This window comes from Archangium violaceum, from assembly GCF_016859125.1.
GTDB classification, from domain to species: domain Bacteria; phylum Myxococcota; class Myxococcia; order Myxococcales; family Myxococcaceae; genus Archangium; species Archangium violaceum_A.
On the sequence record NZ_CP069338.1, the window covers coordinates 4,366,570 to 4,381,715 of the forward strand.

Sequence of the window (15,146 nt, forward strand, 5' to 3'; positions counted from 1 at the left end):
AGCACAAGCTGACGCTGATGCGGCGCAAGGACACGAGCACGGCCTCGTTCCGCGCGTTGTTGCAGGAGATCTCCCTGTTGCTCGCCTACGAGGCGATGCGGGACTTGAAGCTGACAGAGGAGACCATCGAGACGCCGATGATGGAGATGACGGCACCGGTGCTGGAGGGCAAGAAGCTGGTGCTGGTGGCGATCCTCCGAGCGGGGCAGGGCATCCTGGACGGGATGCTGCAGCTGGTGCCGAGCGCCCGCGTGGGTCACATTGGCTTGTATCGAGATCCCAAGACGCTGACGGCGGTGGAGTACTACTACAAGGTGCCGAACCAGCTGGCGGACCGGGACGTCATCGTGTGTGACCCGATGCTGGCGACGGGGAACTCGGCGGTGGCGGCGCTCAACCGCATCAAGAAGAGCAAGCCCGGGAGCCTGCGCTTCGTGTGTCTGCTGGCGTGTCCCGAGGGCCTGGCCAACCTGCGCGAGCACCACCCGGACGTGCGTGTCTTCACCGCGGCGGTGGACGAGAAGCTCGACGAGCACGGCTACATCCTGCCGGGTCTGGGCGACGCGGGCGATCGGCTCTTTGGCACGAGGTAGCGCGCGTCCGGTGGTGCGGCGACAGCGGGGCATGCATGCTGCCGCGCCATGCGGAGAACCCTCACATGGCCGCGAGCGGCCGTGGCGCTGTTGTTGCTGGTGCCCCTTTCATGCGCGGTGTCCCCAGGGGGTGCTTTCCGTGGGGCGGGCCGTGAGAGGGAGCCGAAAGTCGTAGAGGTAGAGGAGCTCTCGGGAGGAAGGCACCGGCTCGCCTTCGAGCCGGTGGTGCCGAACCCGGCGCTGGAGCGGATGCGAGTGGAGGAGGCGAGGGCGGCCCTGGCGTTCTTCCAGGAGTCATTCCAAGAGGCGGAGAAGCCACGGAAGCGCTCCCGGCTCGTGCTGGCATCGAGGGGACAGGGAGGGAGCCAGCCTGCGGAGTGGGAGTCGCGGTTGAGGCAGGAGTACCTGTCGAGGTACGGACCGCCGCTGCTGCCCATGCCCGGGGCGATGGAGCGGAGCCGGCTCTTGCTGGCGCTGAAACTGTCAGCTGGCTACATGGGCGAGGGAGTGCGTGAGGCGGCGAGGGAGTTGTTCAGCTCGCCGGTGTTCCTCTCCGGAGTGGCGCTGTCGGTGCTGGTGTACTTCGCGGCGTGGCTGGCACCGGAGCCTGTCTTCACCAAGGCCTTCGTGGCGACGCTGACGTTGAGGCTGACGCTGGCGGTGGGCGTGGTGGAGCTGACGCAGGTGGCACGAGCCTGCGTGAGGCTGTACCAGGAGGCGGAGGCGGCGAGGACGGTGGAGGAGCTCGAAGCGGTGGCGGAGCGCTTCGGCAGGGCGATGGGAGGAGTGGGGCTGAGGGTGCTGGTGCTAGTGGCCAGCATGGGAGTGGCGAAGGGGTTGCCCGGAGTGCCGGAGGGAGGACTGGGGACGTTGTTGCGCTCGCCACGGTTCGCATTGCCCGGAGGAGTGACGGTGCAGGGAGCGACGACGGTACAGATGGTGGCGGATGGCACGGTCGTCGTGACGGGAGTGGCGGCGGGAACGGCGGCGGCCACGGTGGGAAGTGCCTGCACCGATGGCTCGGAGGCGAAGGACGGCTACCACTGGCACCACCTGGCCACCAACAAGAACGACATCTCGACGGTGTCAGGCGGACCCTGGACGCCCAGGTTCGAGGAACTCTTCGCTTTCGCGGGAATGAGCCTGGACGCTGCGGAGAACCTCATCTACCTCAAGGGCCACAAAGGTCCGCATCCAGAGGCGTACCATAAGGAGGTATACACGAAGCTCAGCGCGGCGATTGAAGACTGTGAAACCGCTGCTCGATGTAGGAGCAAGTTGCTGGAGGCGCTCCGGAAGATTGCTGAAGAGGTATGCACTCCAGGGTCACGACTCCACAGGTTGGCAACGAAGTCTCAGGACTGAGGACGTAGCGAGAAGCATGCCAGGATATTTCGAGCTGGAGGATGACATCTACCATCTGGGGCGCTGGCATTTGAGTGGTCCCTTGGATGAACAAGGACAGCGAATCAGCCCCTGGCAATTCTCCAAAGGCATTCAGCTCTCCCTCCAGGGCGCGATCTGGTTTGCCGTGAAGCCCGATGGTGTGGAGCTGGACTTCAGTCTTGCTGCCTTCTCGATTCCCGTGGTCAACGACCGCTTCGTCCATCTCTTCGAGCGCCTGGGTATCCAGGACGTGCAGTTCATTCCCACTCGAGTGGACGGTCATGCCGGGCCCTTCTTCATCCTCAACACGCTGCGCATCATCCGCTGCATCGACGATGCCCGGTGCGAGGAGGCTCTATACTGGCGGCCGGAGGACGGCCAGCCGGAGAAGGTGGGCAGGTACCGCTCCGTCGTGGGAATGCGCATCGACCCGACCCAGGTGGGAGACGCGCATATCTTCCGCACCTGGGGCTGGTCACAGGGCCTCATCATCTCGGAGGACCTCAAGCAGGCCCTGGAGCAGGAAGGCCTCACCGGTACACGGTTCGTCGAGGTGTGAGCGGGCCCCGGATTGCTTTCGGCCCGGACCGCGGTTACCTTCTTCGAGCGATGATTCTCCTGACGTGCCAGCGTCGATTTAGCCGCCCCCCGAGCCCCACCAGGTGCCGGGAGGCCGTGCTGCGTCGCTAGCCCGTTCTCCCTCGGCGGATCGCCTCTCGGCGTGATGCCCACCTGGACCAGGGGTTCGGGGGGTATCCGAGCGTGGCGCCGCCTCCTCCTCTCCTCGAGGACCGGGCGTCGCCTGGAGCTGTCTTCCTTCCACTCCAGTCCGAGAGCCCTTCCATGTCCGTCTGCATTCTCAGCACCGATGCTGTCCGCCGTGCCCTGTCCGTCCGTGACCTGACCGATCCCTCCTCCGGCCCTCATGCCATGCAGCGCCTCGTCGACGACGTGCTCGCCGCCCTCCGCGAGGCGTGGCGCTGCGACGTGCGTCTGCACCGGCAGAGCCCCATCGTCTCCGTCTCCGACAACTACGACCGGCTGCGCTACCCGCCCGATGGTGTCGCCCGCGACGCGCGCTATACGCGCTACGTCTGTGACACCGCGCTGCTTCGCACCCAGACCTCGGCGATGATTCCGCCGCTGTTGCGCCAACTCGCCGCCACACCCCAGTCCCCCGAGGATGTGCTGCTCGCCTGTCCTGGACTCGTCTACCGCCGCGATTGCATCGACCGGTTGCACACCGGTGAGCCCCACCAGATGGACCTCTGGCGCGTCCGGCGGGGTGCTCCGCTCGGAGTCGAGGACCTGCGCCTCATGGTGGAGACGGTGGTGCGTGCGCTGCTTCCCGGGCGCGAGTCGCGCGTCACCCCGGCCCGGCATCCGTACACCACGGATGGACTGCAGATCGACGTCCGCCAGGGCGGCGAGTGGGTGGAGATCGGCGAGTGTGGCCTCGCCCACCCCGAGCTGCTCGCGGAGAGTGGGCTCGATACGGCGCGCGTCTCGGGGCTCGCCATGGGGCTGGGGATGGATCGCATCCTCATGCTGCGCAAGGGCCTGGACGACATCCGCCTGCTGCGTGCCGAGGACCCACGCATCTGCTCGCAGATGCTCGACCTGGAGCCCTACCGCGAGGTGTCCTCCATGCCCGCGGTGCGCAGGGACCTGTCCCTGGTGCTCGAGGACGACGCCACCTCCGAGGAGCTCGGGGACGTGGTGCGCGCCGCGCTCGGCTCGCGGGCCGAGGTGGTGGAATCCGTCGAGGTGCTCTCGGAGACGCCCTACGAGGCGCTGCCGCCCGCCGCCGTGCAGCGGCTCGGCATTTCACCCGGGCAGAAGAACGTGCTGCTGCGCGTGGTGCTGCGCGCGCTCGACCGCTCGCTCACCCACGCCGAGTGCAACGAGTTGAGGGACCGCATCTACGCGGCCCTGCACCGGGGCTCCGCCTGGCAATGGGCGTCGGCCTCCGCCGCCCACCCCTGAGGCGTGCCCCGGTGGCGCACGGCGGGGACTACTCCGCCGTGTTGGCGCCCGTGGACTGCTTCGCCGCCTCGCGAGCCGCCTGCCCGCGCACCTGCATCGAGCCCAGCAGCACGTCGACCCACCGGTGGCTGATGCCGAAGTTCTTGTCCGGGCAGGCGAAGTGGTGCGCCATGTGGTGCGCGCGCAGCGCCTTGCCCCAGTTGGTCCACGGCTTCTTGTAGTGCACCGCCCAGTGCAGGTAGTCGTAGACGAGGTAGCCGACCACGATGCCGCAGAAGTACGGAATCGTGGCGTCCGGCCGGCCCACCAGCCACAGCAGCCCGCCGATGACGATGGCCAGCGGGATGCTCGCGCCCAGCGGCATCACCAGCCGCTGGGGATCATCCGGGTACGTGTGGTGGTAGCCGTGGATGATGGCGTGGAAGCGCCGGGTCAGCGGCCCGTTCCCCTCCCAGTGGAAGAGGTTGCGGTGCAGCGTGTACTCCATGAAGCACCACGTGAGGTACCCCAGGACCCCGAACAGGGCGAGCTTTCCCACGGTGGTGGTTCCGCTCCACAGTCCCCAGGCCAGCAGGCCGATGATGATGGGGATGTAGAAGACGAAGGGAACGACAGGGTGGATCTTCGAGGCGGCTTCGAGGAAGTCGTTCTCGAACATCCGCCCGGAGGAGTGGCGCACGTATTCGGTCTTCATGGCCGTACCAGCTCGAATGAGGGGTGTCGGTAGGGGCCGGCCCCCGGATGGGCAACAGGGGTGTTGCCAGGCGCATACCGCCGCCGCGCTCCTTATATACCCCCGGGCCCCAAAGGCGACGCCACGAAAATACCGGAGATATCCCACCCTGTGTCCGGTGGGGCGCGTCCGGGCCCCCCCGCCTCCTCGGGGAACGGGCGGAGGGGCGGTGTCTACCGCTGAACCTGGAGTTACGGCATCCTGGATTTCTCTGGAGGTCGTGAAGGATGCACCGTCGAGTCTCGAGCGCCGTGTATGGCACCTTGCTGGTGGGCAGCGTCCTGCTGTCCGGGTGCGCGAGTGTCGCCAATACCGCCTATCCTCCCATCCGGGCGGACATGTCCTCCGAGGCCCTCTCGCGCGGTGAGAGCATCTTCCGGGGGGCCTGCGAGGGCTGCCACCGGGGGCCCGACTCGGAGCGTGTCACCGGTGCGCCCATGAGGGACGCGCCCGGGTGGCTCGGCTCCCTCTACACCGCCAACCTCACCGCCCATCCCACCGCGGGTATCGGCTCGGCGAAGGACGAGGAGCTGGCCCGCGTCATCCGCTACGGCGTCAGCCGCGACGGGCGTCTCATCCCCATGCCGTCGTCCATCATGGGCGACAAGGATCTCGCGGCCGTGCTGGGCTTCATGCGCTCCCAGCACCCGCTCTTCGAGCCCGATGCCACCGTGGCGCCGCGCACGGAGTTCTCCTTCTTCGGAGGCCTGGCCTACCGCATGGTGTCCCGCGTGCCCGAGCACCCCGCCTCGGGCATGCCCGTGCCTCCCAAGGGCCCCACCGTGGAGTATGGCCGCTACATGGCCAGCGTCCTCGACTGCGCCGGCTGCCACACGGACAGCTTCGATCCGAAGGACGCCGACGGGCCCAGGGGCTTCTCCGGTGGCCGCGAGTTCCTCGGCGCCGATGGCAAGCCCATCCGCTCCAGCAACATCACCTTCGATGCCACCGGCATCCAGGGCTGGAGCCTCGAGGACTTCACCCGCGCCGTGCGTGATGGGCTCGCGCCCGGGGCCATCGTCCGCTTCCCCATGCCGCGCTACCGCGGCGCGGATGACGTGGACATGCAGGCGCTCTACGAGTACCTGCGCTCGCTGCCTCCGCGCCGCAACGAGGTGCCCGGTGCCCGGCCCCACACCGCTCCCGCCGCGGGGGCTCCGTCGGCCCGGGTGACGTCGGACGCTCCGTCCACGCGAGCGGTGGAGCCGGGCTCGCCCGTGCGCACCTCGGCGCCCGCCGGACTCATGGAGCTCGTGCTCGCGCAGGCCGAGCCCCGGAAGAACGTGGACGCCGCCGCCCTCTTCTCGCGGCTGGGGTGCACGCTGTGCCATGCCCCGGGCGCGCGCTACCACGAGCGCATCGTCAATGCCGCCGGCAAGCCGGAGCAGGAATTGGTGAAGTGGATCCGCAACCCGGAGAAGTTCGTCCCCGGCACCGCCATGCCCACCTACGCCTCGCTCGTCGACGAGCCCACGGCGCTCGTGCTGGCCCGGTGGATCAAGGCCGGTGGCCCCAAGGCGGGCAAGTAGGAGGCACGTCATGGGCGAGCGCCGGGCGTTGCTCGTGGTCGACCTCGAGGGCGTGGCCGGCGTGGACACTCCCGGCGCGCTCATCTCCGGGACGCCGGAGTACGTGCGCGCCCAGGCCCTGCTGACGGCGGAGGTGAACGCCGCGGTGGAGGGCCTGCTCGCCGCGGGCTTCCAGCGCGTCCGGGTGAGCGACAGCCACCTGTCCGGCTCCGGCGGGACCAACCTGCTGCTCGAGTCGCTGCACCCCGCGGCCGAGCCGTGCTTCCTCGAGGAGGATGCGTACGCGCCCCCCTTCTTCGAGGACGTCCAGGCGGTGGCCTGCCTGGGGATGCATGCGGAGGCGGGGCTCGCGGGCTTCTGTGCGCACACCGTGGACCTGGTGGGCGCGTGGACGTGCGCTGGCCGGGGACTGTCGGAGGCGGACCTCGTGCTGGCGCTCGCGGCGGAGGCGGGCGTGCCCGCCGTGTTCGTCTCCGGCGACGACGTGCTGGAGGCCCGGCTCGGTGGGCGCGTGGGCTACGTGCGCACCAAGGTGGCTCTCTCCTCCACCCGCGCGGATTCGCGCCCTCCCGAGGAGGTGCTCCCGGAGCTGTCCCGCGCCGCCGCGTTGCCGGGCCGTCCGGTGGAGCCGCTCCCGGACGCGCCACTCGTCCTCACCTTCAAGAGTGGGCACCAGGCGGCGCTCGCGGCCGAGACCGGTGCCCGGCGGGTGGACCGCTACCGGGTGGAGGTGGAGGGGCGCACCTTCCGTGAGCGCTACACCCGGGCCCTGCGCGCCGCGTCCGCCGCGAGCTCGGTGTTGGGGAGCGCCGTGGCGGGCGAGCCCGGCAGTGCCTCCTTCCTGCGGGACGCCGCGGCCCTCTTCCTCCTGCCGGGGCCTCCCGCGCACCCGAAGCCCCCGAGCACGGAGGCGGTGGAGCGGGCGCTGCGGGCCTTCCTCTCCCTCACGGAGGGCGGAAGCGACGAGGCGCGAGCGTTGCGCGCACTGACGCTGCACATGCTGGAGGGCCACGCGCCCGGGGTCTTCGCGCGCAGGGCGCTGGGGCCCACGCTGGAGGCCGCGGTGGCCGCGCTGGCGGAGGTGCCCCTGTCGCTCCCCGCGGGATTGTCCCCGGAGGCGGGCATGTCCCGGGTGGACGCCTGGTACGTGCTCCGCGAGCGGGGCCTCCCCCACGCGCCGCTGGTGCCGCACATCCTCCAGGCCTACCTGGAGCACCTCGACGGCGAGGGCTATGGCCTCCACGCGTGGCTGTTGGGAGAGATGGCCGCCACGTGTGGCCTGGACGTGCGCCTGTCCATCCCCGAGCGGGCCTTCCGGGACATGTCGCGCCTGGCGGACCTCTACTGGCTCACGCATCTGTTCCTGCTGGACACCCGCTACCTGCGCTTCCCCCCGAAAGCTCCGGGCACGGCGGCGTGGACGGAGGAGCTGCTGGTGGCCACGCCCTGGGTGGTGGAGCAGGGTGACGCGGACCTGGCGGCGGAGTTGGCCTTCTGTCTCCAGTGCGTGGGCGAGGCCGGAGGCGGGGCCCACGAGGCGCTCCTGTCTCTGATCTCCGCGCAGCAGCGACCCGAGGGCGATCTGGGTGATGCCCATGCGACAGCAGGCGCGCTTCTCGCTTTCACGGGCGCTGAGGAAAGACTTTTCCCACGGTGAAGACCGGATGACACCCCGCGTGGCGTCATCTTCCCGTCATTGGGAAATGACTTTCCACCTGTGGCCTGTAGGGGAATGTGTGTAGGGCCTTTGTGCTGTTGCACGCCTGACGCCCGTCGGAACCAAACGTCGAGCGTCATACGGCCTGGGTGTCCACGGTGCACCTCTACGGCTTTCCCCGACTTCCGGCCCATGCCTGGAACTCAGCGCATACCCACCCTGACGTTCGGCACCTGGTGAGCCCCAGGTGGCCGTGCGCTGGAGAGGTGTGCCATGGGTTTCACGTCTTTTGAGGGTCTGCGGAACGGGGTGGCCGGGCGTGGGGCGGCGGGTGGAAGCGTGACGATGTGGGTGCTCGCGTCGGCGCTCTCTCTGGTGGTGGGGGCCACGGGTTGTGGTGTGCAGGAGCTGCCTTCCGAGGAGCAGGAGCTGGCGCTGCACACGCAGGAGCGAGCCGTCCAGGAGGACAACGGGCTGTCGCTCAACGGGTTGTCGCTCAACGGGTTGTCGCTCAACGGGTTGTCGCTCAATGGCCTGTCGCTCAACGGGCTGTCCACCACGAACTTCGCCAACTGGTTCAACGGCAATCCGGCGGGGCATGAGCAGCTGATGCGCTACATGGTCCGCTGCGCGGTGCCGGCGGGACAGACCCGCAGCTTCGTCAACCCGAGCACGGGCGTCTTCTACACCTGGCAGGGCGGGCTGGGCCTGGCGCCGAGCTGGGCGAGCGGGGCTCCGGCCACCGTGGTGGAGCAGCAGGTCGTCTCCGCGTGCCTGGCGGCCCACGCCAACAACTATGGGCTGCACATCTCCATCTCCGTGTTGGGGCGCGACGCGAACGGGGTGGACATCCCCTACACCGCCGACGAGCTGGCGTCCTTCCCCAGGAAGGAGTCGTGCTTCTTCGGCAACGTCTTCACGAGCGAGGGTCTCTTCGCCGGCAACGACCGCAACGCGCTGGCCGCGGAGGAGAGCACCTCGCGTCCGTGCGGCCTGAGGGGCTATGGGGCGCTCTCCAACGCGGAGTGCACGCAGCTCAAGCGCATCGGCCAGTGTGAGCAGCACTGCACGCTGGACGCCAACGGCATGTACTACACGCAGTGCACCGTCAACGGCATGCAGTACAGGCCTCTCACCACCCGCATGCGGCCCCAGGATGTCCACCGCTGCGGTGACGGCGTCTGCCAGCAGGGCGAGAGCTGCGGCTGGGGTGTCACCGCCGACAGCTGCCTGCCCGACTGCGGCTCCTGCCCCGCCCCCTGAGAGGCCCTGGGCCGGCCGCCTTCCGGCTCACGCCGTGCGAGCGCGCACCTGGGACCTGTCCTCGCGGCGCTCCACGTGCATGGGCATGGGACCGCGGGGACGCAGGGAGACGTGGGGCTCGGGCTCCACGGGGACGCCGGGTACCCCGCGCAGGCGGAAGCGCTGGGCCACCAGGGCGAGCACGAACTGCGCCTCCATCATCGCGAAGTTGTTGCCGATGCACTGGCGTTGCCCTCCGCCGAAGGGCAGGTAGGCCCAGCGCGGCCGGTCCTTGCTGTTCTCCGGGAGGAAGCGCGTGGGATCGAAGCGCTCCGGCTCGGGCCAGAAGTCCGGATGACGGTGGGTGACGTAGGGGACGAGGATGACGATGTCCCCCTTGGGAATCCGGTAGCCGTCCACCACGTCATCCTCCAGGGGCACGCGGGGGATGGCCCAGACGGGCGGGTAGAGGCGCATGGCCTCCTCGAAGACGCAGCCCACGTAGCGCAGCTTCGGTAGATCCGCCAGGGTGGGCACCCGCCCGCCGAGCGCCGCGTCCACCTCCGCGTGCAGGGTGGCCTCCACCTCGGGGTTCTGCTCCAGCAGGTGGAAGGTCCACGCGAGCGCCGTGGCCGTCGTCTCGTGGCCGGCCAGCAACAGCGTCATCACCTCGTCGCGCAGCTGCGCGTCGTCGAAGGTGTCCCCGGTGTCCGCGTCGCTCGCGGCCATCAGCATGCCGAGCAGATCTTCATCCGCGCCCGCCCCGGGCCCCTTCACGCGGCGCTGGGAGATGATGCCGCGTACGATGGAGTCCAGCGTGTCCACCGCCTCGCGGAAGGCGCGGTTGTCGCGCGAGGGCAGACGGTAGAGCCAGGGCAGGTAGGGCAGGGGGGAGATGATGCGCTCGTTGGTGACGGAGAGCGCGGTGGTGAAGGCGTCACCCACGGCGCGGGTGTGCTCGCCCACGTCCACGCCGAAGAGCGAGCGCACCGCCACGGTGAGGGTGAGCTTCATCATCTCCTGGAACACCGGCAGCGGCCGGCCCGAGGCCACCGCGGGCTCCCACGTCTGGAGTGTCTCGGTGATGGTGTCCGTCATCCTCGCGCCGAGCGCGGCCAGGCGCTCGCGGTGGAAGGCGGGCTGGGCGAGCCGGCGCTGGCGCTTCCAGAAGTCACCGTCGGCGGTGAGCAGGCCGTTGCCCACCAGGGGGCGCGTCTTGTCGAAGACGGTGCCCTTCGTGTAGCGCGCGTTCGCGTCGGCGAGCACGTGCTTCACATGGTCCGGGTGGGTGAGCTGCTCCACGAAGATGTAGCCCATGCGGTAGCGCACCACGTCGCCGAGTCGCTCGCGGCTCTTCAGGTACAGGCCGAGTGGATCTCTCGCGCGCTCGGGCAGGTGGCCCCAGAGCCAGTGGCCGGGAGGCATGGGGGGCAGCGGTGCGGGGGTCGTCATGGCTTCCAGTCAGGTCCGAAAAGAATGCGGCATTGTGTACGCCGCGCCGTGTGGGGGCCAGCGTACAGCGGGCGACTGACGGGACGTGATGGGTCCCCCTCCCCCTGACAGACGGCTAGGGTGAGGGCCGTCCCTCACCCGTCCGCGCCAGGAGCATGGACCATGCGTACCCGACGTGAAGTCATCGGAGTCCTGGGCTCGGGGAAGGAGGAGCACCGGGAGTGGGTGGAGCCGCTGGCGCGGTGGATCGCCGGGAGGGGCTTCCACCTGCTGACGGGGGCGGGAGGTGGGGTGATGCGCGCGGCGGCGGAGGCCTTCGTGGCCGGTGCTCGCGCTGCGCTACCACAAGCCCCTCATCCTCTTCGGCCCGCGCGAGGCCTTCCACGCCTTTCCCGAGGCGCTCGAGCGCACGGACTCGCTGGAGCGGGTGTGCGACTTCCTCCTCTCCGCGCCAGGCCAGGAGTCCGCGGTTTCTGGCTGAGGGCGGGGCGTGTTCACGGAGACTGTGAGCGTCCGGTAGAAGGGCGGGCGCCGCACGCCCCAGGTCGCGCGGAACACGGAGTGCGCCGTGCGGTGTTCAACGCTCGCCCAGGGCCTCCTCGAGCGGTGCCGCGATCTCCATCCATGCGGCTCGCTCGAGTCGCATGGACTCAGGGTCCCTCATGAGCGTGAGCTGCGTCGCGGGCACGCGCGGGTCGTTGCCACCAGCGCTTGCGAGCTCGTACCAACGGCTCCATTCCTCGGGGTGGCGCGAGCCCCAGGATTCCATCTCCTCCGCCAGGATGACACTGGCGATGGCGCTTCCCAATGCCTCCGTGCGCTGCTGTGCCTCGGCGCCGCTTCGGCTGGCCCGCCAGAGGTTTTCCACGGCTCGCGTGAAATTGTTGGCACCTGGCCCGGGATGATCGTCCTCCTCTTCGGGCCAGCCTCCCCCGTCATCCAGCGGTTCCTCGTCTCGTATGGACTCGATGAGTTCACGCGGCCACCGCACTCCGGGTTGATGCCGCTCGAACGTGGGGAGGTGACGCTCCACCACCTGACGGACCCGTCTCACCGCCCGGCTCGCGGGCAACCGGAGCAGTAACTCCTCCGTCACCGCCAGGCAGCCGTTCCAGTCCCTCTCCTCGGCTGCGAGCCTCGAGGCCTGGAGCTCCGCATCGGGGCTGCCTGCTTCCATGGTCGCTCTCCTTGTCGTTCACCAGACGATGCGGCACTTCATCCATTGGATCGGGCCGCTCGCGGTATCCACGCAGCAAGGACATCAGGTGATGGAGCCTGCTCTCCGGCCATTCGCGCGAACGTTGTAATGCAGTCCGATGCGCGGGCAAGGTCCCCTTTCCGTGGCCTCCGGATGATGAGGACCCAGGCTCTTCTCCCCCAGCCTGCTCTTCATGGCATTCAACGCCTGCTGGGCACTGTGGTGGGAGTACGCCTCGGGCAGTGTCTGGCACATCGGGTGGTCGGGGTGTCGCGACCGGCAGGTCTGCTCCTCTTCCGAGGAACTTTCCGCTTCGGCCTCCCGGGCCTCGAGCTGGGTGAGCCGCTCCTGCATCTGCGCTGCCGCCGACACGGTCAGCAGTCCGTTGTCGATGGCTTCCGCCAGCAAGGCTTCCGCTTCAGGAGCATGCTGCGGGTGTCATGGGCGCAGCCTTCGTGCAGCAGGAGGAACGACGTGCTCGCCATCACCCAGCGAACAGTCATGTGTGCACCTCCGACAACGAGCCTCCGAACCAGGGGAGCGGTCGGTTCTCGAGAGGTGCCATGGAATGGCATGGGAAAAGACACCCACGGCGCCGGGAGGGGGAGCTTACCCAGCGCCGTGGGCGGCGCGCCAAGGGAGCGGACGCGCGCGTGTTATTGAGAGACCGGGACGAGCGTGTCCACCTCGGCCGTGCCCGTGTAGCTGGTGGGCGTGTTGAGGTAGCCCTCGAGCCGCACGCGCCAGGTGCCCGCCACGGGGTGGGGGATGGACACCGACTCGGAGACGGAGGTGCCGTTGGCGCTGGTACCCACCAGGTTGCCGCTCGGATCGTAGACGTAGAGGTCCAGGTCGAGCGCCGGGTTGCCCCAGTCCGTGGCGATGCGCAGGGCGTTGGCGCCAGCGGGCACGGTGAGGGCGTGCTCGTGCGAGGCCTCCGCGAGGGTGACGTCCAGGATGGGCACCTTCACCGACAGGCTCACGTTGCCGCTCCAGCCCGGCAGGGCCGTGGTGACGGTGGTGGTGCGGGTGCCGGCGGACTCGGAGGCGGCGCGCACGGCGGCGTAGGCATCCGCGTAGCCCGCGCCCGCCTCCCACGTCTCGAGCTGGCGCGTGGCGCCGGTGGTGGCGTCCTGCGTGTACATGGGCCGGGCGGTGGACGTGAGCGCCGCCAGCACGCCGTCCAGGTTGAGCGTGGGGTTGACCTCGAGCATCAGCGCGACCACGCCGCTCAGGTGCGGGGTGGCCATGGAGGTGCCATCGAGGGCCGCGTAGAAGGGCTCCGGGTGCAGGCCGTCCAGGCCGAGGTACGGCTGCGCCACGGTGGCCGTGGTGGCGCGCGCCGCGACGATGGCCACGCCGGGCAGGGTGATGTCCGGGTGGTGGTTCTCATCGCCCGGGATGCCGCGGCTGGAGAAGTCGGCGAGCTGACCCGGCACGCCCTGGCTGATGAGCGGGTTGGTGGCCGCGCGGGTGTCCTTGGCCGCTCCCGCCGCCACCGAGATGGCACACGGCGAGGCGCTGTACGGGTTGAGCGTGTCCTCGCCGGGGCCGTCATTGCCCGCCGCGAAGGCCACCACGATGCCCTCGTCGTAGGCGCGCTTGGAGGCGATGCTGACGGGATCGAACGGCGCGAAGTGGCTGCCGCTGGTGCCCCACGAGTTGGAGATGACGCGGACGTTGTACGTCTCGCGGATGTCCGGGCTCAGCAGGTAGTCAAAACCCTGGAGCGCGTAGAGGATGCTGATGGCCTCGCCCGCGCCCACGGCGATGAGGCTCGCGCCCGGGGCCACGCCCTTGTACTTGCCGCCGGACCGGGCGCCAGAGCCGCCGATGGTGCTGGCCACGTGCGTGCCGTGGCCGCTGGTGAGGTCGCTGTTGGGCACGTCGATGTAGAGCGCGCCGCTCACGCCCGTCTCGAGGATGGGCGCCGCCACCTTCACGTTCTTCACCAGGTTGGGGAAATCCCCGTGCGTGCCGTCCACGCCCGAGTCGATGATGCCCACGCCCACGCCCGCGCCGGTGGCATTGAAGGCCGTGCGCGCGGTGTCCGCCTGGATGTAGCGGACGCTCTCGTCCAGGAAGTAGTGCAGTGGCCGGTCCTGGTAGATGGACACCAGGCCGAGCGGCTGCAGCGTGGTGCGCAGCGTGCTCAGGAGCAGGGGCGTGACGGGCACCTTCAGTGCCACCATGGGCAGCGCCTCGAGCGCGCCGAGGCCCTCTCCCAGGGAGATGCCGAGCGTCCCCTTCAGCAGGTCCACCGCGGGCGCCACCGCCTCCTGCGTGTTGAAGGAGAGGATGAGCGTCTTCACCAGCCCGTCGGCGGCCAGCGACGGGTCCATCACGGCCTGGGTGAGCGCCGCCTGCGCCTGGGGCGTGGAGTAGAGCGCGGTGCAGGCGCTCGGGTCGGTGGTGGGCTGCTCCACGACGGGCTTCTTCTTGCCTCCCTGGAGCGCGGTACGGGCCGGGCGGGCCTCCGCTGCTGAACCCTGGGCGCTCTCCGGTGCGGAGGTGCCGCAGCCCGTGAGGAGGGCGGTGGTGGTGAGGGCGAGGCCCAGTGTCTTGAACGGCGGTGTCATGTTCGTTCCCAGATGAAGACTCTCGGATGAAAAGGGCGCCCGCGGCGGAGGGCCGCGGGCGCTTCACTTCCTATTTGTTTCGGGTGTTCCGGGTTGGATCCGCTGTCCGCTCAGCTGTTGGGCGTGAGGTAGTGCGCCGTCTTCACGGTGCCGTTGACGTCGACGGTGATGCTCTGGTCGGGCGTGCCCACCGGAACGCTCGGGACGCCGGCCTCGCGCTCGGGGATGACGATCGTCTTGCCGTCGAAGGTGATGAGCTGGCCCGGAGCGGTCACCGGGTGGCCCACGATGTTCATGATGATGCCACCCACTTCCGCGGTGCCGCCCGGCAGGGTGAGGGCGGAAGCGGGGATGTAGACGGGGACGGCCGGGGTGCTCACGCCGTCGACGTTGACGCAGCGGCTGGGGGTGAGGTTGAGCTCCGGCAGGGTGGCGGAGATGGAGGGGATGTCCTGCGAGACGCCGGGGACGAACACCGGCTGGCCGTCCGTCTCCGCGTCGACGCCGGGCACGCGCACCGAGTAGCCGAGGATGGTCTGGCCCGTCTCATCCAGGTGGACGCGGATGGGCTGGACGGAGGCGTCGCTGTCGGGAACGACGACGGCCACGGCCGGGGTGGCCACGGTGTACGAGTCGACGTGGCCGATGATGTAGGCGCAGGTGGGGTCGGCCAGCGCGACGCTTGGGACGGCGAGACCCGCGAACGCGGCGCCAACGAGGAAATGCTTCAGGTGACGGGTGTTCATGGTGGGCTCCTCAGTCAGGCGCGTGGGGTGGGGTTGAATCGCGCC

14 protein-coding genes and 1 pseudogene are annotated in these 15,146 nt (G+C 69.4%); 9 read left to right on the forward strand and 6 right to left on the reverse strand.

What is annotated here, in order from left to right:
• Positions 1-17 precede the first annotated feature (17 nt).
• The 4 genes from upp (at position 18) to JQX13_RS18810 (ending at position 3,965) form a co-directional block, all read left to right on the forward strand.
• Positions 18-593 (forward strand): uracil phosphoribosyltransferase, encoded by a 576-nt coding sequence (gene upp, locus JQX13_RS18795; protein ID WP_239015316.1) that lies wholly within the window; start codon positions 18-20, stop codon positions 591-593.
• 48 nt (positions 594-641) lie between these two features.
• Positions 642-1,958, forward strand: coding sequence for an AHH domain-containing protein (locus JQX13_RS18800; protein ID WP_203410351.1), 1,317 nt, complete (start codon positions 642-644; stop codon positions 1,956-1,958).
• 166 nt (positions 1,959-2,124) lie between these two features.
• Positions 2,125-2,538 carry an imm11 family protein gene (locus JQX13_RS18805; protein WP_343211102.1) on the forward strand — a complete coding sequence of 138 codons (414 nt, stop codon included), beginning with the start codon at positions 2,125-2,127 and terminating at the stop codon, positions 2,536-2,538.
• A 284-nt stretch (positions 2,539-2,822) separates the two neighbouring features.
• Entirely contained in the window at positions 2,823-3,965 is a 1,143-nt protein-coding gene (locus JQX13_RS18810; RefSeq protein WP_239014861.1) for a hypothetical protein, read from the forward strand.
• Between the two features lie 28 nt (positions 3,966-3,993).
• Here JQX13_RS18810 and JQX13_RS18815 read toward each other — a convergent pair whose 3' ends face one another.
• The gene (locus tag JQX13_RS18815) at positions 3,994-4,659 is read right to left on the reverse strand and encodes a sterol desaturase family protein (protein ID WP_203410354.1); all 666 of its coding nucleotides are present in this window, start codon (positions 4,657-4,659) and stop codon (positions 3,994-3,996) included.
• A gap of 266 nt (positions 4,660-4,925) precedes the next feature.
• On the opposite strand from JQX13_RS18815, the gene JQX13_RS18820 reads away from it, so the two are divergent.
• From JQX13_RS18820 to JQX13_RS18830, 3 genes are all read left to right on the forward strand, one after another.
• Complete coding sequence (locus JQX13_RS18820) at positions 4,926-6,227, forward strand: c-type cytochrome (protein WP_203410355.1); 1,302 nt, start codon at positions 4,926-4,928, stop codon at positions 6,225-6,227.
• A gap of 10 nt (positions 6,228-6,237) precedes the next feature.
• A complete protein-coding gene (locus tag JQX13_RS18825) occupies positions 6,238-7,884 on the forward strand; it encodes a M55 family metallopeptidase (RefSeq protein ID WP_203410356.1) in 1,647 nt (548 codons plus the stop codon).
• A gap of 273 nt (positions 7,885-8,157) precedes the next feature.
• The gene (locus tag JQX13_RS18830) at positions 8,158-9,147 is read left to right on the forward strand and encodes a hypothetical protein (RefSeq protein WP_239014863.1); all 990 of its coding nucleotides are present in this window, start codon (positions 8,158-8,160) and stop codon (positions 9,145-9,147) included.
• Between the two features lie 27 nt (positions 9,148-9,174).
• Here JQX13_RS18830 and JQX13_RS18835 read toward each other — a convergent pair whose 3' ends face one another.
• Positions 9,175-10,578 (reverse strand): cytochrome P450, encoded by a 1,404-nt coding sequence (locus tag JQX13_RS18835; RefSeq protein ID WP_203410357.1) that lies wholly within the window; start codon positions 10,576-10,578, stop codon positions 9,175-9,177.
• A gap of 162 nt (positions 10,579-10,740) precedes the next feature.
• Here JQX13_RS18835 and JQX13_RS54200 point away from each other — a divergent pair.
• Both JQX13_RS54200 and JQX13_RS54205 read left to right on the forward strand, forming a co-directional pair.
• Positions 10,741-10,836 (forward strand): annotated as a pseudogene (locus JQX13_RS54200) (molybdenum cofactor carrier protein); the annotation flags it as partial.
• A 67-nt stretch (positions 10,837-10,903) separates the two neighbouring features.
• Positions 10,904-11,059 (forward strand): hypothetical protein, encoded by a 156-nt coding sequence (locus JQX13_RS54205; protein ID WP_239015577.1) that lies wholly within the window; start codon positions 10,904-10,906, stop codon positions 11,057-11,059.
• 96 nt (positions 11,060-11,155) lie between these two features.
• Here the strand turns inward: JQX13_RS54205 and JQX13_RS18845 are convergent, their stop codons facing one another.
• From JQX13_RS18845 to JQX13_RS18860, 4 genes are all read right to left on the reverse strand, one after another.
• Complete coding sequence (locus tag JQX13_RS18845) at positions 11,156-11,755, reverse strand: hypothetical protein (RefSeq protein ID WP_203410358.1); 600 nt, start codon at positions 11,753-11,755, stop codon at positions 11,156-11,158.
• Between the two features lie 84 nt (positions 11,756-11,839).
• A complete protein-coding gene (locus tag JQX13_RS18850) occupies positions 11,840-12,184 on the reverse strand; it encodes a hypothetical protein (protein ID WP_203410359.1) in 345 nt (114 codons plus the stop codon).
• Positions 12,185-12,432: 248 nt separating this feature from the next.
• A complete protein-coding gene (locus tag JQX13_RS18855) occupies positions 12,433-14,355 on the reverse strand; it encodes a S8 family serine peptidase (RefSeq protein ID WP_203410360.1) in 1,923 nt (640 codons plus the stop codon).
• A 110-nt stretch (positions 14,356-14,465) separates the two neighbouring features.
• The gene (locus JQX13_RS18860; RefSeq protein WP_203410361.1) at positions 14,466-15,101 is read right to left on the reverse strand and encodes a hypothetical protein; all 636 of its coding nucleotides are present in this window, start codon (positions 15,099-15,101) and stop codon (positions 14,466-14,468) included.
• Between the last annotated feature and the right edge of the window lie 45 nt (positions 15,102-15,146).